We start from the raw sequence: 21,947 nt of genomic DNA on the forward strand, positions 1-21,947 counted from the left end.
TGCCGCGACTCTCGCGCAACGCCCTGCGGCGCCCGGCATGGCAGATCTTGTGGACTTGCCGCTCTGTCCGCACGGCAAGTCCACAAGATCGGGCGCAGCCCGGGGCGGCCCCCTACGGGTTGCTCACCAGGCTGTAGTTGTCGGTGGTCACCTCGCCCACCGCGTCCAGGGTGAGGCCGAAGGTGACCGCGCGGGTGCCGGTCGGCACGGCCGGGGTGGTCCAGCTCGCGGTGGTGTAGGTGGCGCTCGCCGCGAACGGCGGGCTCTGCGTCCACCACGACCAGTTGCCGCTGCCGTCCTGCCGGTAGAGGGTGAAGAAAGTCGGCTGGGTGCCGTGATAGGAAACGGACACGGTGAGGGTTTTGCCGGGGGTCACCAGCGGTGCGCAGTTGCCCGAGTCCCAGCCGGGGATCAGCTTGGCGTCGCCGTCCGTGCGGGCGGTCAGTTCGAGCTTCTGGGCGTTCGTCCCGTCGGCGGCGTCGGTCACCTGGGTCCACACCGGAGTGTTGTCGCCGTAACCGGTGCCGGTCCAGCAGGCCGGGAAACCGTCCGCGCCCGGTGTCTCCAGAGACGGGTTGACCAGCGCGTTGACCCCGTCGGGGGCCGGTGCGAGCGGATGGTCGGCGAAGCTGTAGTCGTCGGTGACCAGCGTGCCGACGCTGTCGATGGTGAGGCCGAAGCTGGCCGCCACGGCCGTTGCCGGCGGCTCCGGCGAGTTCCACGAGGCCTGCCGCCAGGTCGCCGACGGGGCGAAGGGCGGGCTCTGCGTCCAGTAGCTCCACTGGCCCAGCGCGTTGCGCTGGTAGAGCGTGAAGAAGACCGGGACATCCGACTTGTACCAGGTGGAGACCTGATACGTACGGCCCTGGTCGATCTGCGAGGAGCAGGCGCCCAGGTCGAACCGCGGGATCAGCTTGGCGTCGCCGTCGGTCCGGGCGGTCACCTGGATCTGCGAGGCGTAGGTGCCGGTGTGCGCGTCGGTGACCCGGGTCTGCACGGCGGTGTTGTCGCCGTAGCCGGCCGACTGCCAGCAGTCGGGCAGGTTCGGATCGGACGGGCTGACGTCCTCGAGGGACGGGTTGCGGACGGTGTTGACCTCCGGGTCACCCGGTGCCAGTGCCGCGGCCGGGGTGACCGCGGCCGCGACCGAACCGCCGATGACCTGGTGCACCGTCTTGACCGTGGTGCCGATCGAGGTGCGCGGCGCGAGCCAGGTCAGGAAGTCGTCGAGCACGGACGCCGGGATGGACTCGGCCGGGCAGCCGGCGTCGCAGATGTGGTGGAAGTTGAACGGCAGCCAGCCGCCGGTGACCTCGGCCCGCTCGACCAGGTCCTTCAGCTCGGCCAGGGTGGTGGTCACCTCGACGTCGTCGGGGGTGCGGATCGCGTACGGGTCGAGCGGCGGCACCGTCTCGGCCGGGTCGCAGTCGTCGCAGTCGGTGGCGTCGTAGAGGTCGCCGACCGCGCGGGCGCTGTTGTAGCCGCAGTTCTGCGTGGTGGTCTCGAGGCCGGCGTCCAGATTGGCGAACGGATAGGCGAACGACGTCACGTCGAAACCCCAGGACAACAGCGTGTTTCGATCTGTACAGATCTGCCGGTTCTGCTCGCCCGACGCCAGCGTCAACAGATCTTGGTGGGTTGCGGTATGGCCGCCGATCTCGTGGCCGCTCGTCGCAAGATTATCCAAATCTGTACGAGTCATGTATGACGTCTGGCCTATCAGCGCCGAGTTGATGTAGAAGGTTCCCACCATTCCGTGCTGCTCTAATAAATCTTGAGCCGCCAATTGATCGGCAACTCCGTCGTCGAAGGTGAAGCTCACCGCGAGCGGGTTGGCGAGCGAAGCCTGCGCCGCACCGGGTGAGATCAGCAGGACGGCACCCGCCAGTACCGCTGCGAACAGGGAAGATAGCGCTTTCTTCATGGTCACGCCTCCATGGCGGTGACGAGCGTGTGGACCTGAACAGGACTAGCACGTATGCCCCAACACGCGGAGTAGCGGATATCTGACAGAGCGTCGAATGTGGACAGACCCTACGTGACCCGCTATTTCAGGTTCATTTCGTGATCATTTTGGAGGTCACGGCCATGCTGGAAACGAAAGAAGTGTTATTGACGTGCCTCTTTCCATGGTCCACAAGGGTCAGACCATTTCTGGATCGGCCGAATGGACCAACGTCACTCCGTCGGACGGTCCCTTCTCCCCCGGTGAGGGCGCCGAAATACTCACCCCGGGTGCCCACCCGCCAGTGGGTGCCGGCTTTTCCGAGGGGACGGAAAAATGGGCTCAGATCTGCAAGCGTCCAGTTCGGACAGCAGCGAGCATTTTCAGGGCGGTGGTGGGGTACCGCCCGTCCAACCGATTCGGGTCGGCGTCGTCGGCGTCGGCTACTGGGGTTCCAAGCAGCTGCGCGTGATGCGCTCCACCCCCGGGGTGTCCCGGGTCGTCGCCATCGACGCGCGCCTGCCGCTGCTCAGCGGCATGTCACATCTGCTCTCCACGGGCGCGGGCTTCACGTCGTTGGAGGCTGCACTGCCACACGTCGACGCGGTCGTCATCGCGACCCCGCCGGCCTCGCACGTGCCGCTCGGGCTGGCGGCAATACGTGCGGGCAAGCATGTACTCATCGAGAAGCCCCTGGCCACCACGGCCGCGGGCGCACAGGAACTGATCCAGGCGGCCAAGGAGGCCGGGGTCACTCTGATGGTCGGGCACACCTTCGAATACAACGGTGCGGTCTGGATGCTGCGCGAGCTGGTGCAGACCCAGGAGCTCGGCGACCTGTACTACCTGGACAGCTCCCGGCTCAATCTGGGCCTCTACCAGAGCGATGTCAACGTCATCTTCGACCTCGCCCCGCACGACATCTCCATCGCCAACCACGTGCTCGGCGCCATCCCCACCTCGGTGCGGGCCTGGGGCCAACGGCACCTCGACCCGGTCTTCGAGGACGTCGCACACCTCGAGCTGGGTTACGACGACATCGGCGTGCAGGCCCACATCCACGTCAGCTGGCTCGATCCGCGCAAGGTCCGGCTGATCACCGCGGTCGGATCAAAGAAGATGGCCGTCTTCGACGACACCAACGTCGAGGAACGCATCCGGATCCACGACAAGTCGGTGGTCCGCTCGGCGGAGAACAAGGGCATGCAGTACCACCACGGCCCGGTCACCTCGCCCGTCGTGCGGTTCGAGGAGCCGCTCGCCGTGCAGGCCCGGCACTTCGTCGACTGCATGACGACCGGGGCCGTGCCCCGCACCGACGGTGCGAATGGCCTGGCCGTCGTCCAGGTCATCGAGGCCGCTCAGATCTCGCTGGCCCAGGAACGCAAGGTGCTGCTCAGCGAGGTCTCCGGGCTTCCGGACTCCGCGCGTGCCGGGCTCGTCCCGATCCCGGCGCAGCGCACCGCCGTCCGCGCCTGACCCGCACCGCGTGATCACAAGAGCGAGGAAAGTTGATGCAGCCTGCCATCGAAGTGCCGTTCACCGACCTGTCCGCCATGGCGCGGGAGGTCTGGCCGGACATCGAGACGACCTACACCGAGGCTCTGCTCGCCGCCCGGTACGTCGGCGGACCCGCCGTCGCCCGGTTCGAGGAGAACTTCGCCCGTTACTGCGAGACCAGCCACGCGGTCGGTGTCGCCAACGGAACCGACGCCCTGCAGCTCACCCTCCAGGCGCTGGGCATCGGCGCCGGCGACGAGGTGATCGTGCCGAGCAACACGTTCATCGCGACGGCCGCGGCCGTGGTCCGGGCCGGTGCGATCCCGGCCTTCGTGGACGTCGATCCCGATTCGCTGCTGATCACCCCGGCCATCCTGGCCGCCGCGATCACGCCGCGCACCAGCGCGGTCATCGTGGTCCACCTGTACGGCAACATGCCCGACATGGACGGCCTGGTGGCCGTGGCCGACCGGGCCGGCATCTCGCTGGTCGAGGACGCCGCCCAGGCGCACGGCGCGGAGTGGCACGACCGCCGGGCCGGCTCGTTCGGTGCGGCCGGGTGCTTCAGCTTCTACCCGGGCAAGAACCTGGGCGCGTTCGGCGACGCCGGCGCGGTGGTCACGAACGACGAGACGCTCTCCCGGAAGATCAGGAGCCTGGCCAACCACGGCCGGGACGGCGGCGCCAACCACTACGAGCACTCGTTCATCGGCACCAACAGCCGGCTCGACGCGTTGCAGGCCATCGTGCTCGACGCCAAGCTGGCCCGCAACGAGGACTGGACCGAGGCACGGATCAGCTTCGCCGACCGCTACCGCAAGGAGTTGGCCGGTTCGCGGACGCTCCGGCTCACCGAGGTCGACCCCCTGGCGCGGCACGTCTACCACCTCATGGTCGTCCGCGTGGCCGACCGCGAACAGGTCCAGAAAGTGTTGCAGGACAACGGAATCCAGACCGGGGTGCACTACCCGGTGCCCTGTCACCTGCAGCCACCGCTGCGGCAGTACGCTACCGGCCCGCTGCCGGTCTGCGAGCAGGCCGCCGTGGAGCAGTTCTCGCTCCCGCTCTTCCCGCACATGAGCCGGGCCCAGGTCGACCGGGTCTGCGAGGTCCTGGACGAGGTGAGTGCGCGGTGAACGCCGACGAGGGTGTCATCGTCGGCTATCCGGCCGGCCGCGCGCCGGAGAAGGGCCCGCTGAAGCTGGGCGAGGGGGCGCGGCTGCGCAGCGGCACGGTCCTCTACGACGGCAGCCGGATCGGGCCCGGTCTGCAGACGGGTCACGGGGTGGTGATCCGCGAGGAGAACGAGATCGGCGCGGACGTCAGCGTGTGGAGCAACACGGTCGTCGACTACGGCTGCCGGATCGGCGACCGGGTGAAGATCCACGCGAATTGCTACATCGCGCAGTTCACCGTGCTCGAGGACGACGTGTTCCTCGCGCCCGGCGTCACCATCGCCAACGACCTCTACCCGGGCGACGAGCGTTCGGCCAAGCTGATGTCCGGTCCGCACATCGAGGCCGGTGCGCAGATCGGGGTCAACGTCACGATCCTGCCGTTCGTCCGGATCGGCGCGGGCGCCATCATCGGATCCGGGTCGGTGGTCACCCGGGACATCCCGGCCGGCTTCGTGGCGTACGGAAATCCGGCCGTCCCGCACCGCCGGGTGGCCGACCTGCCGGAGATCGAGGATCGGGTAACCGCCCTGCGGGAGCGGTCATGAAACGGGCCCTCGATCTGGTCGGCGCCGGCCTGGGCCTGCTGATCCTCGCGCCGTTGCTGGCGGTGATCTGGCTGGCCGTGCGGCTCACGTCGCCCGGCCCGGCGGTCTTCCGGCAGGAGCGGCTGGGCCGGGACCGGAAGCCCTTCATCATGTACAAGTTCCGGTCGATGACGATCGGCAACTCCGACGCCGCCCACCGCGAGTACGTCTCGAGGATGCTCACCGGAACCGAGGACGCCGAGCGGGTCGGCGGGCTCTACAAGCTGGCCGGCGACCCCCGGGTCACCCGGCTCGGCGCCTGGCTGCGCAAGACCAGCCTCGACGAGCTGCCCCAGCTGGTCAACATCGTGCTGGGCCAGATGTCGCTGGTCGGCCCGCGCCCGGTGCTGGCCTGGGAGGCCGAGCTGTTCCAGCCCGAGGCGATGGCCCGCTTCGACACCCGCCCCGGCCTGACCGGCCTATGGCAGGTGAGCGGCCGGAGCAGGCTGACCATGCCGCAGGCGCTCGCCCTCGACGTGGAGTACGTCCGCCGGCAGAGCCTGTGGCTGGATCTGACCATCATCGCGCGCACGCTGCCGGCCCAGCTTCGCCGCGGAGCGGCATGACCGTCACGCTCGAGAAGGAGGCCGAGGCCCGGGCGTCACCCGCGGACGCGGTCGGCGATTCGATGACCGTCGCCCTGTGGACGGCGATCAGTCGCGGGACCGGCGTGATCCGCGGCGTGGTGATCGCCGCGGTGCTGGGCGCCACCCTGTTCGCCAACACCTACCAGTTCACCAACTCGCTGCCCAACCTGGTCTTCTACGGGTTCCTGGGCGGGTCGATGATCTCCTCGCTGCTGATCCCCGCGCTGGTCCGGCACGTCGACACGGCCGACCGGGCCGGCGCGGAGCGGGTCGCCGGCGGCTTCCTCGGCATCGTCGCCCTGGGCGCCGCCGTGCTCACCCCCCTCGCCGTGCTGGTGGCACCGTTCGCCCTGCGCGGCGACCAGTCGCGGACCGGCACGCTGCTGATCCTCATGCTGTTGCCGCAGATCCCGCTCTACGGGCTGGTCGCCACGGCCGGCGCGGCGATGAACGCGCACGGCCGCTTCGCCCTCGCCGCCGCCGCGCCGGCGCTGGAGAACATCGGCACGGTCGCCGTCCTGGTCGCGGTGGCCGTCCTCTACCCCGGCATCGGCCGTCTGGAACAGGCGCCGCTGAGCGCGCTGCTGCTGCTCGGACTGGGCACGACCGGCTCGGTCGCGCTGCACGCGGGCGCCCAGTGGTACGGCGCCCGCCGCGCCGGGATGCGGCTGCGGCCCCGGATCGGGTGGCGCGACCCCGAGGTGCGCCGGGTCCTGAAGCGGGCGCTGCCGTCGCTCGCGCAGGCCGCGCTGGCCGCCCTGCAACTGCTGATCCTGCTGGTCTTCGCGAACCGGGTGGCCGGCGGCGTGGTCGCGTTCCAGCTCGCGATGAACTTCTACTTCCTGCCGATCGCGCTCGGCGCGACCCCGGTCGCGCTCTCCCTCGCGCCCCGGCTGTCCCGGCTGCACGCGGCCGGCGACCGGGCCGCGTTCCGCGACACGTTCGCCAACGGGCTGATCTTCGCGCTGTTCGTCGCGGTGCCGGCCGCCGCCGGCTACCTCGCCATCCGCGAGCCCATCGCCAAGGCCATCTCGTACGGCGGATTCGCGACCGATACGGGTACGGCGTTGATCGCCACCGCGCTGGGCGCCCTCGCGATCGGTGTGCTCGGCGAAACGGCGTTCCTGGTCGCCACGTACGCCTGCTACGCGCGGGAGGACACCCGCACCCCGATGCGGGCCATGCTCGCCCAGCTCGGCGTGTGCGTGGCCGGTGCCTGCACGGCACCGATGCTGGACGGCCCGGCCGTCCTGCTCGTCCTCGGTCTGTCCATGTCGGCCGGCACCCTGGTCGGCGCGGCGATCCTGGTGCGGTCGCTGCTGCGCGGGCTCGGACCGGGCTCCGAACCGCTGGCCGGGCCGGTGCTGCGGATCTGCGGCGTGGCCGTGCTGATGGCGGTCCCCGCCTACCTGGCCGGCCGGCTGATCTCGTCGCTGGTCGGTGGCGGCGCCGGCGGCATCCTGGCCGTCCTGGCCGCGGCCGGGATCGGCGTCGTGACGTACGTCGGGGTGCAGGCCAAGCTCGGCGCCCCCGAGGTCGACTGGATCCTGTCGTCCGTACGCAAGAAGCTGCCGAAGAGGAAGCCGCGCCGCAATGCCGGCCCCCTCACCAACCTCGCGCTGCTGGCCGCCGCGGCGGCGATCGGCGCGCTCGCCGGTTTCGATCCGCTCTACGCGGGCGCCCTGGTGCTCGCGGCAGGCATCGGCGGCTGCGTGTACGTGTGGCCGGCCACCGCCGCCTACCTGCTGGTCTTCCTCACCCCGCTGACCGCCGGCATCGACCGCGGCACCCTCATCCCGGTGCTGCGCCCCAACGAGGGCCTGGCCGTCCTGGTCGGCGTCGCGCTCGGCATCCGGTGGCTGGTGCGGCTGCGGGTCGGCACGTTCCGGCTGCCCCGGATGAACGCCATCGACTGGTCGCTGATCGGGCTGGCGGTCTTCACCTCGATCGTGCCGCTCGCGATGATGGCGGCCCGGGGCCGGGCGATCATCGGCGACGACTACCAGTACGCGATCGTGCTGTGGAAATACCTGGCCGTCTACTTCATCATCCGGTTCAGCCTCACCACCCGGCGGCAGGCGCTGCGGGCCGCGTACCTGTCGATCGTGTCGGCCTGCGTGGTCAGCGTCATCGGCATCCTGCAGTCGCTGGGCCTGTTCGGCGTACCCAAGCTTCTCGGTCTTCTGTATGCGCCGTTCGGCGCCGAACGCGTGCTGTCGATCGGCCGGGGCAGTTCCACCCTGGCCCTCGCCGCCGCCGTCGCCGACCTCTGCATCATCAACCTCTGCCTGGCGATCGGCCTGCTGCTCTACACCAGGCGGTACCGGCGGTGGCTGGCTGCGGCCGTGCCGATCTGCATGTTCGGCGCGCTCGGGGCCGGCGAGTTCTCCACCGTCATCGGCATGCTCGCCGCGGTCTTCGTGGTCGTGCTGGTCTCCCGCGCCTACCGGCTGGCCGGCTACGCGGTGCCGCTGCTGCTGCTCGGCGGCATCGTCATGTGGCCGGTCATCGAGACCCGGCTGCTCGGCTTCCAGAGCGCGTCCGGCCTGCCGGACAGCTGGATCGTGCGGCTGCGCAACCTCAACACCTACTTCCTGCCGCAGCTGAGCGCCGACCACAACTGGCTGCTCGGGGTGCGCCCGTCCGCCCGGGTGCCGGCCTCGCACGAGGAGTTCGGCTGGGTGTGGATCGAGAGCGGCTACGTGTGGCTGCTCTGGGGAGGCGGGATACCGCTGGTCGCCGCGTACCTCTGGTGGGTGGTGGTGGGCATCCGCCGCGGCATCGACGCGGCCCGGCACTCCACCGGCGTGATCGCCGCGGTCGGCCTGGCCGTCGCGGCCTATGTGGCGGCCAACGCGCTGCTGATGGTCTTCGATCCCCACCTGACCTACCGCGGCGCGGCCGACTGCCTGCTCGTGCTGCTCGCCATTCTTCGCAACCTCGCCGGGAGAGATCATGAGCAAACCGATCCGGGTCCTGCTGATCGTGGAGAACGTGGCGCTCGGCCGCGACCACCGGTTGCGCAAGCACGCGGCGGCCCTGGTCGCGGCAGGAATGACGGTCACCGTGATCTGCCGGCGTGACACCGCCAACCGGGAGAACCCCGACGTGCGGGTCTTCGACTACCCGGCCAGCGACGGCGTGAGCAAGCTGGGCTTCATCAAGGAGTACGCCTGGTCGCTGACCGCCGCCACGGTGCTGACCCTGCGCGCGCTCGTCTCCGGCGGGGTGGACGTGGTGCAGATGTCCAGCACCCCCGACATCTACTTCCTGCTGGCCGCGCCGCTGAAGCTCTTCCGGCGCCGGGTGATCTTCGACTTCAAGGACCTGTCCCCGGAGATCTACGAAGCCCGCTACGGGCGCGCCGACGGGCTGATGTACTCGTTGCTGCGCCGCTTCGAACGGGCCAGCCTGCGCACCGCCGACCACGTGGTGGCGGTCAACGCGTCGGTCCGGTCGGTGGCCCTGGATCGGGGCGGGCTCGGCGCCAACCGGGTCACCGTGGTCGGCAACGGGCCGTGGCTCGCCGACCTCGGCAACCGCCCGCCGCAGCCGGCGTTGCGGCGCGGGCACCGGCACCTGTGCGTGCTGGTCGGCATGATGGGCCCGCAGGACGGCATCGACCTGGCTTTGCGGGCCATCGACCACCTCGTGCACAAGATCGGCCGCACCGACACGGCGTTCACGTTCGCGGGCATCGGCGACTATGTGCCGGTGGGCGAGGCATTCATCTCCGAGCACGGCCTCGAGGCGTACGTCTCGTTCCCCGGCTGGCTCACCCGCGACGAGGTGTACGACCTGCTCAGCACCGCTGACGTCGGGCTCGAGCCCAACCTGGAGGAGTTCGTGACGCCGGTGAAGGCGATGGAGTACATGGCGTTCGGGCTGCCGTTCGTGGCGTTCGACGTGGCCGAGACCCGGATCATCGGCGAGGGCGCGTCCGAGCTGGTCCCGCGCGGCGACGTGGTCGCGTTCGCGGAACGGATCGACGCCCTGCTCGACGACCCGGCCCGGCGCACGTCGCTGGGCACCTGCGGGAAACAGATCGTGCACGACCGGCTCGCCTGGGACCGCCAGCAGGTCCCCTACCTCGGCGTGGTCGCGCATCTGGCACAACGGAAATTCACTGCGGCAGGAGGCACGGCGGTATGAACACGTTCGGGGGCCCGGCGCGACTCATTCGCGCGTACGGGCTGTGGATCGCCCTGGTCACCCTGGTGGTGATGGGCGCCGGGTACGGCGTCAGCACCCTCGCGCCCACGGTGTACCGGTCCGCGGCGATCGTCGTGGTGGAGGCCCGGGTGCGGGCCAACACCACCCCGGTGCCGCCGGAGATGGGCACCGAGAAGGAACTGGCCAAGTCGGGCCTGGTGGTGCGGCCGGCCGCCGCCGAGCTCGGCCTGTCCGAGGGGCAGATGGCCGACGGCTTCACGGTCACCGTGGCGCCGGACGCGAACGTCCTGACCTTCATCTACGAGTCCGGCAACCCGGTGACCGCCCAGCGGCGGGCGCAGGCCCTGGCCGAGGCCTACGTGGACTACCGGAACGCCGGCGAGAAGGCGAAGACCGCCGTCGCCGGGGCCACCGCCAACGCGCACGCCACCCTGGTCTCCTCGGCCTACCTGCCCGGTCAACCGGAGTCCCGGCCGGTCGCCATCGACGTGGGCATCGGCCTGGTGCTGGGCCTGCTGCTCGGCGTCGGCACGGCGATCGTGCGGGACCGGATGAGCGACCGGATCCGCGGCCTGCGCGACTTCGAGACGATCAGCGGGCTGACCGTGCTGGCCACCGTGCCCCGGACCGCCCGGCCACGCGGGCCGGGCGCGGCGCTGCCGGTGCTGCTGCGCTCCCCCGAGACACCGGCCGCCGAGTCGTACCGGTACCTGCGGTCCCGGCTGCAGCCGCTGCTGTCCCGCGACGGCGCCGGCTCGGTGCTGGTGGCCAGCGCGTACGAGGGTGAGGGCCGCAGCACCACCGCCGCCAACCTGGCGGTCGCCCTGGCCCTGGCCGGCAAGTCGGTCATCCTGGTCGACGCCGACCTGCGCCGACCCGCGCAGCACACGATGTTCGGGCTCACCGACGAGCGCGGGCTGACCGATGTGCTGGCCGGCGAGGTCAAGCTGGAGGATGCGCTGCAGAAGTGCCCGGCACCACGGTTGCGGCTGCTCGCCGCCGGCCCCCGGGCCGGGCTGGTCGAGGGGGCGGTGCTCGCCCCGGTGATCCGGGCGCTCGGCCGGCTGTGCGACGTCGTGGTGATCGACTCACCGGCCGTCCTCAGCGTGTCCGACGCGATCGGGCTGGCCGGGGTCGCCGGGCACGTGCTGCTGATCGGTGATTTCCGGCGCAGCACCCGGGCCGGCGTGGTCCGGGCCCTGTCCGAGCTGTCCGAGGTGGTCGACGGCAACGTCAGCGGCCTGCTGGTCAACGCGCCGAAGAGCGCGGGCGGTCTGGTCCCGAAGGCCCGCGACGCGGCCGCCACGCCACCGCCGGCCACCGGCCCGGAGATCGTCGGGGACGCGTTGTCACTGCTCGACCCGCCGACCGACCGATCCGGTACGCCGGTCGTCGGCTCGGCGTCGGTGCCCCTGTCCACGGCCTCGACGGTCTACCAGTCGAAGTCGTCGCCGCCGGTGATCAGCCCGGCCGGCCCGGTGAAAGCCCGCGCGAACGGGTCCACGGTGCCGGCGCCGCGTTCCGGCGACGGCGACGAGACCCCCTAAGACGCGGCGAGTCGACGTCTCAGCTCCTTACCCCACGCGGGCGTCGGCTCGCCGCCCCAGTCCTTCGTCAATGACCAGCAGTCGCCCCACGGGTTCCAGCTCCACGCGGTCCAGCCGGCACCGTTCCGGTCGAACCAGTCGAGGGTCTCGTCCGCCCAGCCACCACGGCGGACGGCCCTCGGCGGGCAGTTCCGGTCGACATCGGCGATCTCGGCGTTCAGGCTCGGACCGACCTCGCCGGCGAGCAGCGGCACCTGCTCCATGATCGGTTTCAGGTCCCGGTCGTAGCACTCGGGCGAGAGGCAGTAGGTGTTGAACGAGTAGGCGTGGAACGACGCGCCGAGCTGCCCGGCCGGATCGGTGGGGCGGTATTTCAGCCAGCCGTCCATCCGCTCGGCCCAGAAGACACCGCCGGCCAGCACCACGGCCCGCGAGCCGGTGCCGCGGACCGCCGCGACCAGCTCGTTCATGCCGGCCGCCGGGTAGTCCTGGCCGGTGTTCTCCGAGCGCAGGGTGCAGCCGTCCCGCCAGCACGCCAGGGCCCGCTCGGAGTCCGGCTCGGAGAACGGGAACGGCTCGTTGAACAGGTCGAACACCACGGCGCCGGTGCGGAACGTGGTGGCCACCGACTGCCAGAAGGCCGGGCTGTGGTCGCGGTCGGGCATCTGCTCCTGGTTGCGGGAGACGCCGTCGCCCGGGGCGGTGCGGTGCAGATCGAGGATCGCCACGAAGCCGTACGCGTTGAGCCGCCGGACGAAATCGCTCACCTCGGCCCGGTATTTCTCGCCGGCGAAGGCCGGCGGTGCGGCCGGCAGGCCGAGCCAGCACTGCTCATTGAGGGGTACGCGGACCGCGTTGGCCCGGCCCCACCCGCGCATCGCCTCGAGGACCTGGTCGCCGGGCGCCCGGCCGTCGGGGGTGTCGAAGAAGCCGTCCCCCTCGACGCAGGCGTATTCCGCGCCGGAGAGATTGAAGCCCTTCAGCTGGAGTGTCCGGCCGGATCTGTCGACGAACTGATTGCCCGCGATCGCGATGGTGTCGATCGGCTCCGGCGGTGGCAGCGGGGGTGCGGACGCCGTGCACCCGGCGAGAAGCAGCAGGACAGGCACGATCCGGAACCAGCGCACCCGTCCAGAATGGACGGCGGCCGGCGGCCCGCGCATCGCCGGTTCAGGCGACAAATGAAGCTCATGTTAGGTTAGCCATACCTAAAGTTGGAGGTAGAGGGTGACCCGGAGCGTGTCCGTCCAGCCGTGGCGTTTCTTCGAGACCGAGGTGCGGGCCGTGCGGCGGCTCAGCCCCAGCTTCGTGCGGGTCACCTTCACCGGCGACGACCTCGACCGGTTCGCCGACAACGGCTTCGACCAGCGGATCAAGCTGATCCCGCCGCTGCCCGGCGCCGGCCACGAGCACCTGCCCACCGGCGAGGACTGGTATTCGCAGTGGCGTGAGCTGGACGACGAGCGGCGCAACCCGATCCGCACCTACACGATCCGCGCGGTCCGCCCCGAGTTGCGCGAGATCGACGTCGACATGGTGCTGCACGGCGTGCACGGGCCCGCCTCCCGCTGGGCGGACGAGGCCGGCCCCGGCTCGACCATGGTCATCATGGGTCCCAACGCCGACCACGACGGCGTGCACGGCGGCATCGACTTCCACCCGCCCGCGCACACCGAGTGCATCCTGCTCGGCGGCGACGAGACCGCGGTGCCGGCGATCTCGTCGATCCTGGCGAACCTGCCGGCCGACGCCTCCGGCGAGGCACTGCTGGAGGTGCCCGACTCCGGCGACGTCCTCGACCTGGTCGCGCCGCCCGGGGTGCGGGTCACCTGGCTGGGCCGTGACGGCGCCGCCCACGGCGAGAGGCTGGTCCCGGCCATGCGCGCCGCGGTGCGCCGGCTCCTCGGCGACGGTCTGCGGAAAACCCAGGCGACGGAACTCGAGGACGTCGACGTCGACCACGACCTGCTCTGGGAGGTGCCGGAGCCGGTCACCGACGTGAGCAAGTTCTACGCCTGGCTGGCCGGCGAGGCCGCAGTGATCAAGACCCTGCGCCGCCACTTGGTCGCCGAGTGCGGCGTCGACCGCCGCTCGGTCGCGTTCATGGGCTACTGGCGGCTCGGGCGGGCCGAGGCGAACTGACGGACATTTGCCCGATCTGCGACGCCGCCCCTCCCCGACTCGCTAGCGTGACCAGCGAGGAGGGGCCATGTGGAACACGTCGGCGACACCAACGGGACCGGTCGTCCTTCTCGTCGAGGACGATGACGACCTGCGTGAGATGACCACCCAGATGCTGGAGATGCGCGGTTTCACCGCGCTGGTCGCCAACGACGCGGTCACCGCCATCACCACCTGCCGAGTCTTCGACGGCACCATCGACGTGCTGCTGACCGACCTCGGCCTGCCCGGCGTCTCGGGCGGTGAACTGGCCCGCTCGGCCGCCGCGATCCGGCCCGGGATGGAGATCGTCTACATCTCCGGCATCCCGCAGGAAATCGCGATCAAGAAGGGCCTGATCAAGGCGGGATCGCCCTTCATCGCGAAGCCCTTCACCACCGATGTGCTCGCCGGGACCCTGCGTTCGGTGCTCGCCCGGCAAAGCAACGCTCCGGCACCCTGATTACCTGGCGTTAGCCACCGTTTCGGCCGGTTTCGGCCTCAAGCGGCGCAGCGGCATTCCGATACCTACTGGCGTACGAGACGGTCGCCGGGAGGCGGTGGCCGAGGTTACGACCAGGGGAGCACCAATGCCGAACCTCAACGCGATCGCCGCTTACCTCCGCGCACGCTTCAGCAACGAAGAGGGTGCGACCGCCGTCGAGTACGGCCTGCTGGTGACGTTCATCGCCATCGTGATCATCGTCGGCGTCTCGGCCTTCGGCACCCACCTCAGCGACGTCTTCAAGAACCTCACCACCAAGTTCTGATGGAAGGACGGTAGCCGCGTCCATGCCGACCCCCCGACCGCTCGACCGCCCCGGTGCTCGACCGGACCGGGGCGATGAAGGCGCGGCGGCGGTGGAGTTGGCGCTGGTGCTACCGGTCCTGCTGCTGCTGGTCTTCGGCCTGATCGACTTCGGCCGGGTGATGCAGCAACAGATCCAGCTGACCGAGGCGGTGCGGGAAGGCGCTCGGGTGGGCGCGCTGAACGGCACGGTCTCGGACATGCAGGCCCAGGTCAACGCGACCTTCGGCTCCGGGGCCGGAATCACCTACGTCACCACGCAGGTGTGCACGCCGACGTCCGGGACGACCGTCAACTCCACCCTCAGCGTGCAACGGACGTTCACGCCGATCACGCCGCTCTACACCGTGATCAAGCTCTTCCAGAGCAATCCCATGAACATCACCCTCTCCGCGACCGGCGTGATGGCATGTCTGGGATAGGCACATCGTCGGATTCGCCCCCGTCGGCGCCGTCGGCTACCAGAATCGGTATTGCGGGCACCGTGTCCGCTCGGTCGATCGGCTGACGCCCACGCGGAAGGGGACGCGGAATGCGCCGACGGATCGTGCTCCTGCTGATCGCCTTCGTGCTGGCCGGATTCAGCGCGACGGCGGTCGTCGCCTACGGGCACAGCGCCGACGAGCGCGCTCTCGAGGGCGCCGAGGGCACCTGGGTGCTGCTGGCCACCGCGGCGATCCCGGCCGACACCACCGGCGCCGACATCCGTGGCCGCAAACTCGTGCGGCAGGTGCTGATGCCCGCCCGGACCGTCCCCTCCGGCGCGATCACCAAGCTCGACCCGTCGTACGACAAGCTGACGTTGAACGCCCCGCTGCAGCCGGACCAGATGCTGATGTCGGGGCACTTCCAGCACCCGGCGCCGGCCGGCCCCAGCCCGTCGCCCACCTTCGTGCTCCCGTCCGGGAAGATCGCGGTCAGCGTCGAGCTCACCATCGCCCGCCAGGTCGCCGGCAACGTCGACAACGGCGCCGCCGTCACCATCTGGCTCACCGAGCAGACCGGCCTCTACCGCCGCGACCAGAAAACCACCGTGGTCGTCGCGAAGGCCACCGTGATCAGCGTCGGCGAGCGGCCCGTGCCGACCAGCGCCACCCCGACGCCCAGCCCGGCCAAAAATGGCGCGACGGTGATGCCGACCGTGGTGTCCAGCGCCGTCACCGTGGCACCCCAGGACCTCGACCGGTACGTGGTCACCGTCGCGGTCACCCCGTCCGAGGGCGCCCGCCTGGTCAACGGCTACAACAGCGGCGAACTGCACCTGGGCCTGGTCAGCACGCCCGCGCCGAGCACGTCGGCGACCCCGGATGCCGAATCGTGAGCCTCTACGTCTACCTGGAACCGGATCGGGAACGCCTGGCCCAGGTCGGCCCGCAGTTCCAGTCCATCGGCTGCGACATCGTGCACAGCATGGCCGACCTCGAGGCGCACCTGCCGCGCTACCCGGAGACGCTGCTCGTCGTGGTCGGCGCCACCGTGCCGCTCGACGAGGTGCTGATGTTCACCGCGTACCAGCGGCTGCAACGCCCGCTGATCGGCGTGGTGCTGGTCCGCAAGACCCTGGATCCGGCCGACGTGCTGCGCTGCCTGCGTGCCGGGGTGCGCGAGGTGGTCGAGGAGTCGGACTGGGACGGGCTGCGCAACGCCTCGTCCCGCTCGGTCGACCTGTCCAAGGCGCTCGGCACCACCCTGCGCTCCAGCTCCGAGCTGACCCCGTACGGCCGGGTCATCACGATCTTCGCCGGCAAGGGCGGCTGCGGCCGATCGGTGATCGCGGTCAACCTGGCCACCGCGCTGGCCGCCGACGGTGGCCGCCGGGTGCTGCTGGTCGACCTCGACCTGCAGTTCGGCGACATCGCGATCATGCTGAAGCTGCCGCCCGAACGGAACATCGCGGGCGCGATCGCGATGGCCGGCCGGCTCGACGAACCCGGTCTGCGCTCGATCATCACCACCTACCGGAACGGCATCGACGTGCTGCTGGCCCCGTCCGGGCCGGCCCAGGGCGAGCACGTACGCCGGGAACTGGTGGTGGAGATCCTCGACCTGGCCCGGCCCAACTACGACTTCATCGTGGTGGACACCCCGGCACTGGTGACCGACCAGGTGCTGGCCGCGCTGGACATCTCCGACTGGCTGATCCCGATCGTCACGCCCGACCTGCCCACCCTCAAGAGCGTGCGGCTGACCGTGGAGATGTTCGACATGCTCGACTACTCCAAGGACCGCCGGCTGCTGGTCTTCAACCGGTCCAACTCCGAGGTGGGTCTCACCGCCGCCGACATCGAGGAGGCGGTCGGCATCCCGTTCGCCGTGCACGTCCCCTCCAGCCGCGAGGTGACGATCTCGGTCAACCGGGCCGAGCCGCTCTACCTCACCAACCCGGCGCACCCGTTCAGCCTGGCCGTCGGCCGCCTCGCCGACCTGTGCACCGGCACCCGGTCGGCCGGCGCGCAGAAGCGGCGGTTCTTCTCCCGGGCCGGAAAGGCACGCCGATGAGCCTGTCCGCCCGCCTCGGCTACGACCCGCTCCAGACACCCGCCGAGACCGCCGTCGAGCCGGCCGCCGCGGCCGCCGCCCACCACCGCTACCGCGCCGCCGGCCGCCAGGTCGCCGACCCGGTCTACGACGTCCGGCTGCGCATCCAGCGTCGCCTCGCCGACGAGCTCGGCCCCACCCTCTACACCAACCGCGGCGCGGCCGACGAGGACCTCACCGCCCGGGTCCGGGAAGTGCTCAACGAGCTGCTCGCCCGGGAGGAGACGCCGCTGTCCGGCGCCGACCGGGCCCGGATCACCAAGGAGGTGATCGACGAGGTGCTCGGCCACGGGCCGATCGAGCCGCTGCTGCGCGACCCGTCGATCAGCGAGGTGATGGCGAACGGCGCGAAGAGCATCTACGTCGAACGGTTCGGCCGGCTCGAACGCGTGCCGGTCGAGTTCGACGACGAGGGTCACCTGCGAAGAATCATCGACCGGATCTGCGCCCGGGTGGGCCGCCGGGTCGACGAGGCCAGCCCGATGGTGGACGCCCGTCTGCCCGACGGCAGCCGGGTCAACGCCATCGTCCCGCCGATCGCCCTGGACGGGGCGTCGCTGACCATCCGCAAGTTCGCCGCCACCCCGCTGACCGTCGGCGACCTCATCTCCTACGGCACGCTCAGCCGGCAGGCCGCCGAGTTCCTCGAGGCCTGCGTGCGCGGCCGGCGCAACGTCGTGGTCAGCGGCGGCACCGGCTCCGGCAAGACCACCATCCTCAACGTGCTGTCCGGCTTCGTGCCGCACGACGAACGCATCGTGACCATCGAGGACGCCGCCGAACTTCAACTGAACCAGGACCATGTCGTACGCCTCGAATCGCGCCCGTCCAACTCGGAGGGACGCGGCATGGTGAGCACCCGGGAGCTGGTCCGCAACGCGCTGCGGATGCGCCCCGACCGGATCGTCGTCGGTGAGGTCCGCGACTCGGCCGCCCTCGACATGCTGCAGGCCATGAACACCGGCCACGACGGGTCGCTGACCACCCTGCACGCCAACACGCCGCGCGACGCGCTGTCCCGGCTGGAGACGATGGTGCTGATGGCCGGCATGGACCTGCCGAGCCGGGCCATCCGCGACCAGATCGCCTCCGCCGTCGACCTGATCATCCAGGTCAACCGGTTCAAGGACGGCAGCCGCAAGGTCACCCATATCAGCGAGGTGGTCGGCATGGAGGGTGACATCATCACCCTGCAGGACCTGTTCGCCTTCGACCTCACCGCCACCTCCGGCCCGGTGCACATGGCCGCGCTGAAACCCACCGGCATCCGCCCGCGCTTCGTCGACACCCTGGCCATGTACGGGGTGACCCTGCCGCAGACCATGTTCGGCGAGAACCGATGGTGACCGGCTGGGGTCTGTTCGCCCTGGTCACCGGGGCCGGGGCAACGTTCCTGACCGTCTTCGTCGGGCTGGACGTGATCTTCGGTCGCACCCCGGAACAGCGACGTATCGCCTCGCTCAAGGTCTTCACCCACGTCGAGCGCAAGAAGGGCGATCCGGCGCTCCAGCAGATCCTGTCGGTCGGCGGCCAGATCATCGAGGAATCCCCCACCCTGGCCCGGTACGCGGCCCGCAGCGAGCCGCTGCTCGAACAGCTCGCCCGGGCGCCCAAGCCGACCGAGTGGCTGTGGCTCCGGTTCCTGTCCGCGATCGGCACGTTCCTGCTGCTCAGCCTGCCGCTGCCGATGCTGCTCGCGCTCCCGGTCGGCCTCGCCCTCGGTTTCCTGCTGCCCCCGGTCGTGCTGAAGACGATGATCAAGCGGCGTCGGCAGCGCTTCTCCGACGAACTGCCCAACATGCTGGGACTGGTGCTCAGCTCGCTGCGCGCCGGTTTCACCCTGCAGCAGTCCGTCGAGGCCGCGGTCCGCGACGACGAGGGCCCGGTCGCCGAGGAGTTCAGCCGCGCCCTGTCCGAGTCCCGGATCAGCGGCGAGTTCGAGGACGCCATGCAGCGGGTCGGCGAACGCACCGGCAGCGGCGAGATGAACTGGCTGGTGATGGCGCTGCGGCTGCAGCGCGAGGTCGGCGGCAGCCTCGCCGACGTCATGCAGACCACCGCGGACACCATGCGGGACCGCGCCTACCTCCGCCGGCAGGTGCAGACCCTGTCGGCCGAGGGCCGTATGTCGGCGTACGTCCTGATGGCCCTGCCGGTGTTCACCGCGATCACCCTGACCATCATGCGGCCCGGCTACATCGCGCCGCTCTACCAGGAACCGCTCGGCTGGGTCATGATCGGCCTCGCCGTCTTCCTGATGACCGTCGGCATCATCTGGCTCCGCGTCGCCGTGAAGATCGAGGTCTGATCGGTGGGCCCGACCACGCTGCTGGCCGTCGCCGCGCTGTGCGCCGCCCTGGCGGTGTCGCTGGCCGCGGTCGCCGCCGGCATCCCGCCCACCCAGCGCGAACGCATGATGCGCATCCTCGCCGAGTTCGGCGAGAACCGGATCACCGACACCCGGCCGCCCCGGCCCAGCCTCTACAACCGGATCCGGCCCACCCTGGTGCTCTTCTTCCAGAAGACCGGCGACCTGATCACCCCGTCCGCGATGAGACAGCGGCTGGCCCGGCAGCTCGACTACGCCGGCAACCCGCCGCAATGGCCGGTAGACCGGGTGGTCCAGGCCCGGACGTTCGCGGTGCTCTTCTTCGCCCTGGTCGGCTGGCTGATCCTCCCGAAGCACGCCCTGCTCGGGCTCCTCGGCGGCATCCTCGTCGGCCTGGTGCTGCCCGAGGTCCTCGTCCGCAACGCCGGCGAGAAACGCCAGCAGCAACTCGCCCGGTCCCTGCCCGACGTGCTCGACGCCCTGGTCATCGGCGTCGAAGCCGGTCTCGGCCTGGACGCCGCGCTGGCCCAGGTCGGGCAGATGCTCAGCGGGCCGATGCCGGACGAGGTACGCCGCCTGCTGCAGGAGATGAAGCTCGGCGTGGCCCGCACCGACGCCCTGCGCGGGCTGGCCGCCCGGACCACCTCGCGCGACCTGAAACGCCTCGTCACGGCACTCGTACAGGCCGGTGAGCTGGGCATCTCGGTGGCCGGCATCCTCCGCGAGCACGCCGCCGACCAGCGGCTGCGCCGCCGTCAGCGGGCCGAGGAGAAGGCCCAGAAGGTCGCCATCAAGCTGCTCTTCCCGGTGCTGTTCTGCCTGTTCCCGGTGATCTTCGTGGTCGTGCTCGGCCCGGCGATCCTCAACATCATGGCCAACTTCTAGGCGTACGGGGTTGCTATGTCCACCAGTGTTCTCGAACGCAACCGCAACGAGGGTGCCCGGCTCGCCGCACTGCACGAGTACGAGCTGCTCGACGCGCCCGCCGACGACGAACTCGAGGCGGTGGTGCGGGTGGCCGCCGTGGTCGCCGAGGTGCCCACGGCCACGCTCAACCTCATCGACGCGAACCGGCAGTGCCAGCTGACCACGGTCGGTTTCGAGGGAGCCGACTCGCCGCGGTCCGACTCGATGTGCGCCGTACAGTTCCGCGCCGGCCAGTTCGTGCACGTGGCCGACGCCAGTCGGAACCCGCTCTACCAGGACAACCCGTGGGTCACCGGCCGGCTGGCCGACGTGCGCTTCTACGCCTCCGCGCCACTGATCACCCCGGACGGGTACGCGCTGGGCACCCTCTGCGCCTTCGACGGCGTCGTCAAGTCGTTGCGTCCCGAGCAGATCAGCCGGCTGCTCGACCTCGCCGACATCGTGGTGGCCCTGTTCGAACGGCGCCGGCAAGCACGGCAGATGGCCGAGCTCGCGAAGGACCAGGAACGCAGCAAGAGGTTCATCGCCACCGTCCTGGAGACCATCGACGTCGGCATCGCGGCCTGTGATCCGGACGGCGAACTCACCGTCTTCAACCGGGCCGCCCGCGACTGGCACGCCGTCGCGGAGGGTCCCGGCGTCCCGAAGGACGACCTGCCCGACCACTTCGGCCTGTTCGACGCCACCGGCACCTACCGCCTCGCACCCGAGGAGATCCCGCTCATCCGCGCCATGCGGGAGGGCGAGGTGCACGACGCCGAAATGATGATCAAGAAACCGGGCGCCCCCGACGTCGACCTCAGCTGCACGGCCCGCCGCCTGCACGGCGAGGACGGCGAGGTGCTCGGCGCGGTGGTGGCGATGAACAACGTCACCGCCGACCGGCAACACCGCCGGGCCATCGAGGCCGCCCACCGCGAACTGGCCAGCCGCGGCGAGCAGCTGGCCGCCGCGGTCACCGAGCTGCGCCGGTCCAACGAGGAACTGGAACAGTTCGCCGGCGCGGTCAGCCACGACCTGGTGCGGCCGATGGCCGCGGCGCACGGCTACCTCGAGATGATGACCATCGGCTACGCCGAGCACCTGGACCCGCGCGCCACGAAGTGGCTCGACGGGGCGATCCGCGCGGTGGAACGCATGCAGCTGCTGGTCCAGGCCCTTCTTGCGTACGCCCGCGCGGGTCACGCGCCGTTCGCGCCGCAACCGGTGGCCCTCGGCGAGGTCGTCACCAATGTCCTCGCCGACCTGACCACGATCACCGAGTCGAGCGGCGCCGAGGTCTCCGTCGCCGGCGAGCTACCGACCGTCCTGGGCGACGCGACCCTGCTGCGCCAGCTCTTGCAGAACCTGATCGACAACGCGATGAAGTACCGCTCACCGGACCGCCCGTGCCGGATCACGCTGTCCGCCGAGCCCAACGACTTCGGCTGGACGATCCTGGTCGCCGACAACGGCATCGGCATCCCGCCCGACCAGCGCGAAAAAGTCTTCGAGATGTTCGCCATGGTCGACCCGGCCTCCCGGAAAGGCCACGGCATCGGCCTCTCCACCTGCCACCGCATCGTCGACCGGCACAACGGCTCGATCACCATCGGCGACACATCCGGCGGCGGAACCACCATTCGACTCCTGCTGCCGGCGTAAACGCAGAAAGGCCCACCCGGTTGCCCG

The 21,947-nt window shown here is 70.4% G+C and carries 19 protein-coding genes; 17 read left to right on the forward strand and 2 right to left on the reverse strand.

Going from position 1 to position 21,947, the window contains the following annotated elements; translation table 11 throughout:
• Positions 1-112 precede the first annotated feature (112 nt).
• Positions 113-1,924: a polysaccharide deacetylase family protein gene (locus tag Ato02nite_RS36255; RefSeq protein ID WP_213011209.1), complete on the reverse strand. Its 1,812-nt coding sequence runs from the start codon at positions 1,922-1,924 to the stop codon at positions 113-115.
• 357 nt (positions 1,925-2,281) lie between these two features.
• Between Ato02nite_RS36255 and Ato02nite_RS36260 the strand changes: the two genes are divergently transcribed.
• From Ato02nite_RS36260 to Ato02nite_RS36285, 7 genes are read left to right on the forward strand one after another with little or no spacing between them, the layout of a single operon-like run.
• Positions 2,282-3,424: a Gfo/Idh/MocA family protein gene (locus Ato02nite_RS36260; protein ID WP_213011210.1), complete on the forward strand. Its 1,143-nt coding sequence runs from the start codon at positions 2,282-2,284 to the stop codon at positions 3,422-3,424.
• 35 nt (positions 3,425-3,459) lie between these two features.
• Positions 3,460-4,581, forward strand: coding sequence for a DegT/DnrJ/EryC1/StrS family aminotransferase (locus Ato02nite_RS36265; protein ID WP_213011211.1), 1,122 nt, complete (start codon positions 3,460-3,462; stop codon positions 4,579-4,581).
• Positions 4,578-5,168, forward strand: coding sequence for an acyltransferase (locus Ato02nite_RS52675; protein WP_213011212.1), 591 nt, complete (start codon positions 4,578-4,580; stop codon positions 5,166-5,168). The genes Ato02nite_RS36265 and Ato02nite_RS52675 overlap by 4 nt, the downstream gene beginning before the upstream one ends.
• Positions 5,165-5,773, forward strand: coding sequence for a sugar transferase (locus Ato02nite_RS36275; protein ID WP_213011213.1), 609 nt, complete (start codon positions 5,165-5,167; stop codon positions 5,771-5,773). Before Ato02nite_RS52675 ends, Ato02nite_RS36275 begins: the two co-directional genes overlap by 4 nt.
• Entirely contained in the window at positions 5,770-8,877 is a 3,108-nt protein-coding gene (gene murJ / locus Ato02nite_RS52060) for a murein biosynthesis integral membrane protein MurJ (protein ID WP_246607889.1), read from the forward strand. The genes Ato02nite_RS36275 and murJ overlap by 4 nt, the downstream gene beginning before the upstream one ends.
• Positions 8,849-9,946, forward strand: coding sequence for a glycosyltransferase (locus Ato02nite_RS36280; RefSeq protein WP_246607891.1), 1,098 nt, complete (start codon positions 8,849-8,851; stop codon positions 9,944-9,946). Before murJ ends, Ato02nite_RS36280 begins: the two co-directional genes overlap by 29 nt.
• Positions 9,943-11,514: a tyrosine-protein kinase domain-containing protein gene (locus Ato02nite_RS36285; RefSeq protein ID WP_213011215.1), complete on the forward strand. Its 1,572-nt coding sequence runs from the start codon at positions 9,943-9,945 to the stop codon at positions 11,512-11,514. Before Ato02nite_RS36280 ends, Ato02nite_RS36285 begins: the two co-directional genes overlap by 4 nt.
• On the opposite strand, the gene Ato02nite_RS36290 is transcribed toward Ato02nite_RS36285, so the two are convergent.
• Positions 11,511-12,641, reverse strand: a complete 1,131-nt coding sequence (locus Ato02nite_RS36290) for a glycoside hydrolase family 5 protein (protein WP_213011216.1) — start codon at positions 12,639-12,641, stop codon at positions 11,511-11,513. The genes Ato02nite_RS36285 and Ato02nite_RS36290 overlap by 4 nt on opposite strands.
• Before the next feature lie 100 nt (positions 12,642-12,741).
• On the opposite strand from Ato02nite_RS36290, the gene Ato02nite_RS36295 reads away from it, so the two are divergent.
• The 10 genes from Ato02nite_RS36295 to Ato02nite_RS36340 all read left to right on the forward strand — a co-directional run bounded on the left by Ato02nite_RS36295 (position 12,742) and on the right by Ato02nite_RS36340 (position 21,920).
• Positions 12,742-13,656: a siderophore-interacting protein gene (locus Ato02nite_RS36295; RefSeq protein WP_213011217.1), complete on the forward strand. Its 915-nt coding sequence runs from the start codon at positions 12,742-12,744 to the stop codon at positions 13,654-13,656.
• A 67-nt stretch (positions 13,657-13,723) separates the two neighbouring features.
• Complete coding sequence (locus Ato02nite_RS36300) at positions 13,724-14,137, forward strand: response regulator (protein WP_213011218.1); 414 nt, start codon at positions 13,724-13,726, stop codon at positions 14,135-14,137.
• Positions 14,138-14,264: 127 nt separating this feature from the next.
• Complete coding sequence (locus tag Ato02nite_RS36305) at positions 14,265-14,444, forward strand: Flp family type IVb pilin (protein ID WP_213011219.1); 180 nt, start codon at positions 14,265-14,267, stop codon at positions 14,442-14,444.
• Positions 14,445-14,466: 22 nt separating this feature from the next.
• The gene (locus Ato02nite_RS36310; RefSeq protein WP_213011220.1) at positions 14,467-14,904 is read left to right on the forward strand and encodes a TadE/TadG family type IV pilus assembly protein; all 438 of its coding nucleotides are present in this window, start codon (positions 14,467-14,469) and stop codon (positions 14,902-14,904) included.
• A gap of 110 nt (positions 14,905-15,014) precedes the next feature.
• A complete protein-coding gene (locus Ato02nite_RS36315) occupies positions 15,015-15,803 on the forward strand; it encodes an RcpC/CpaB family pilus assembly protein (RefSeq protein WP_213011221.1) in 789 nt (262 codons plus the stop codon).
• On the forward strand, positions 15,800-16,981 hold the full coding sequence (locus Ato02nite_RS36320; RefSeq protein WP_213011222.1) for a CpaE/TadZ family protein: 1,182 nt from the start codon (positions 15,800-15,802) through the stop codon (positions 16,979-16,981). Before Ato02nite_RS36315 ends, Ato02nite_RS36320 begins: the two co-directional genes overlap by 4 nt.
• A complete protein-coding gene (locus Ato02nite_RS36325; RefSeq protein WP_213011223.1) occupies positions 16,978-18,366 on the forward strand; it encodes a TadA family conjugal transfer-associated ATPase in 1,389 nt (462 codons plus the stop codon). Before Ato02nite_RS36320 ends, Ato02nite_RS36325 begins: the two co-directional genes overlap by 4 nt.
• Positions 18,360-19,328 carry a type II secretion system F family protein gene (locus Ato02nite_RS36330; protein WP_213011224.1) on the forward strand — a complete coding sequence of 323 codons (969 nt, stop codon included), beginning with the start codon at positions 18,360-18,362 and terminating at the stop codon, positions 19,326-19,328. Before Ato02nite_RS36325 ends, Ato02nite_RS36330 begins: the two co-directional genes overlap by 7 nt.
• Before the next feature lie 3 nt (positions 19,329-19,331).
• Positions 19,332-20,234, forward strand: a complete 903-nt coding sequence (locus Ato02nite_RS36335; RefSeq protein ID WP_213011225.1) for a type II secretion system F family protein — start codon at positions 19,332-19,334, stop codon at positions 20,232-20,234.
• Positions 20,235-20,249: 15 nt separating this feature from the next.
• Complete coding sequence (locus Ato02nite_RS36340) at positions 20,250-21,920, forward strand: sensor histidine kinase (RefSeq protein WP_213011226.1); 1,671 nt, start codon at positions 20,250-20,252, stop codon at positions 21,918-21,920.
• Positions 21,921-21,947: the final 27 nt, after the last annotated feature.

It is taken from the genome of Paractinoplanes toevensis, assembly GCF_018332695.1.
Classification (GTDB): domain Bacteria; phylum Actinomycetota; class Actinomycetes; order Mycobacteriales; family Micromonosporaceae; genus Actinoplanes; species Actinoplanes toevensis.

Coding starts and splice junctions, on each gene's coding strand:
- Ato02nite_RS36255 (WP_213011209.1), bottom strand. CDS start 1,924: ATGAAGAAAGCGCTATCTTCCCTGTTCGCAGCGGTACTGGCGGGTGCC.
- Ato02nite_RS36260 (WP_213011210.1), top strand. CDS start 2,282: ATGGGCTCAGATCTGCAAGCGTCCAGTTCGGACAGCAGCGAGCATTTT.
- Ato02nite_RS36265 (WP_213011211.1), top strand. CDS start 3,460: ATGCAGCCTGCCATCGAAGTGCCGTTCACCGACCTGTCCGCCATGGCG.
- Ato02nite_RS36275 (WP_213011213.1), top strand. CDS start 5,165: ATGAAACGGGCCCTCGATCTGGTCGGCGCCGGCCTGGGCCTGCTGATC.
- murJ (WP_246607889.1), top strand. CDS start 5,770: ATGACCGTCACGCTCGAGAAGGAGGCCGAGGCCCGGGCGTCACCCGCG.
- Ato02nite_RS36280 (WP_246607891.1), top strand. CDS start 8,849: ATGACGGTCACCGTGATCTGCCGGCGTGACACCGCCAACCGGGAGAAC.
- Ato02nite_RS36285 (WP_213011215.1), top strand. CDS start 9,943: ATGAACACGTTCGGGGGCCCGGCGCGACTCATTCGCGCGTACGGGCTG.
- Ato02nite_RS36300 (WP_213011218.1), top strand. CDS start 13,724: ATGTGGAACACGTCGGCGACACCAACGGGACCGGTCGTCCTTCTCGTC.
- Ato02nite_RS36305 (WP_213011219.1), top strand. CDS start 14,265: ATGCCGAACCTCAACGCGATCGCCGCTTACCTCCGCGCACGCTTCAGC.
- Ato02nite_RS36310 (WP_213011220.1), top strand. CDS start 14,467: ATGCCGACCCCCCGACCGCTCGACCGCCCCGGTGCTCGACCGGACCGG.
- Ato02nite_RS36315 (WP_213011221.1), top strand. CDS start 15,015: ATGCGCCGACGGATCGTGCTCCTGCTGATCGCCTTCGTGCTGGCCGGA.
- Ato02nite_RS36325 (WP_213011223.1), top strand. CDS start 16,978: ATGAGCCTGTCCGCCCGCCTCGGCTACGACCCGCTCCAGACACCCGCC.
- Ato02nite_RS36330 (WP_213011224.1), top strand. CDS start 18,360: ATGGTGACCGGCTGGGGTCTGTTCGCCCTGGTCACCGGGGCCGGGGCA.
- Ato02nite_RS36340 (WP_213011226.1), top strand. CDS start 20,250: ATGTCCACCAGTGTTCTCGAACGCAACCGCAACGAGGGTGCCCGGCTC.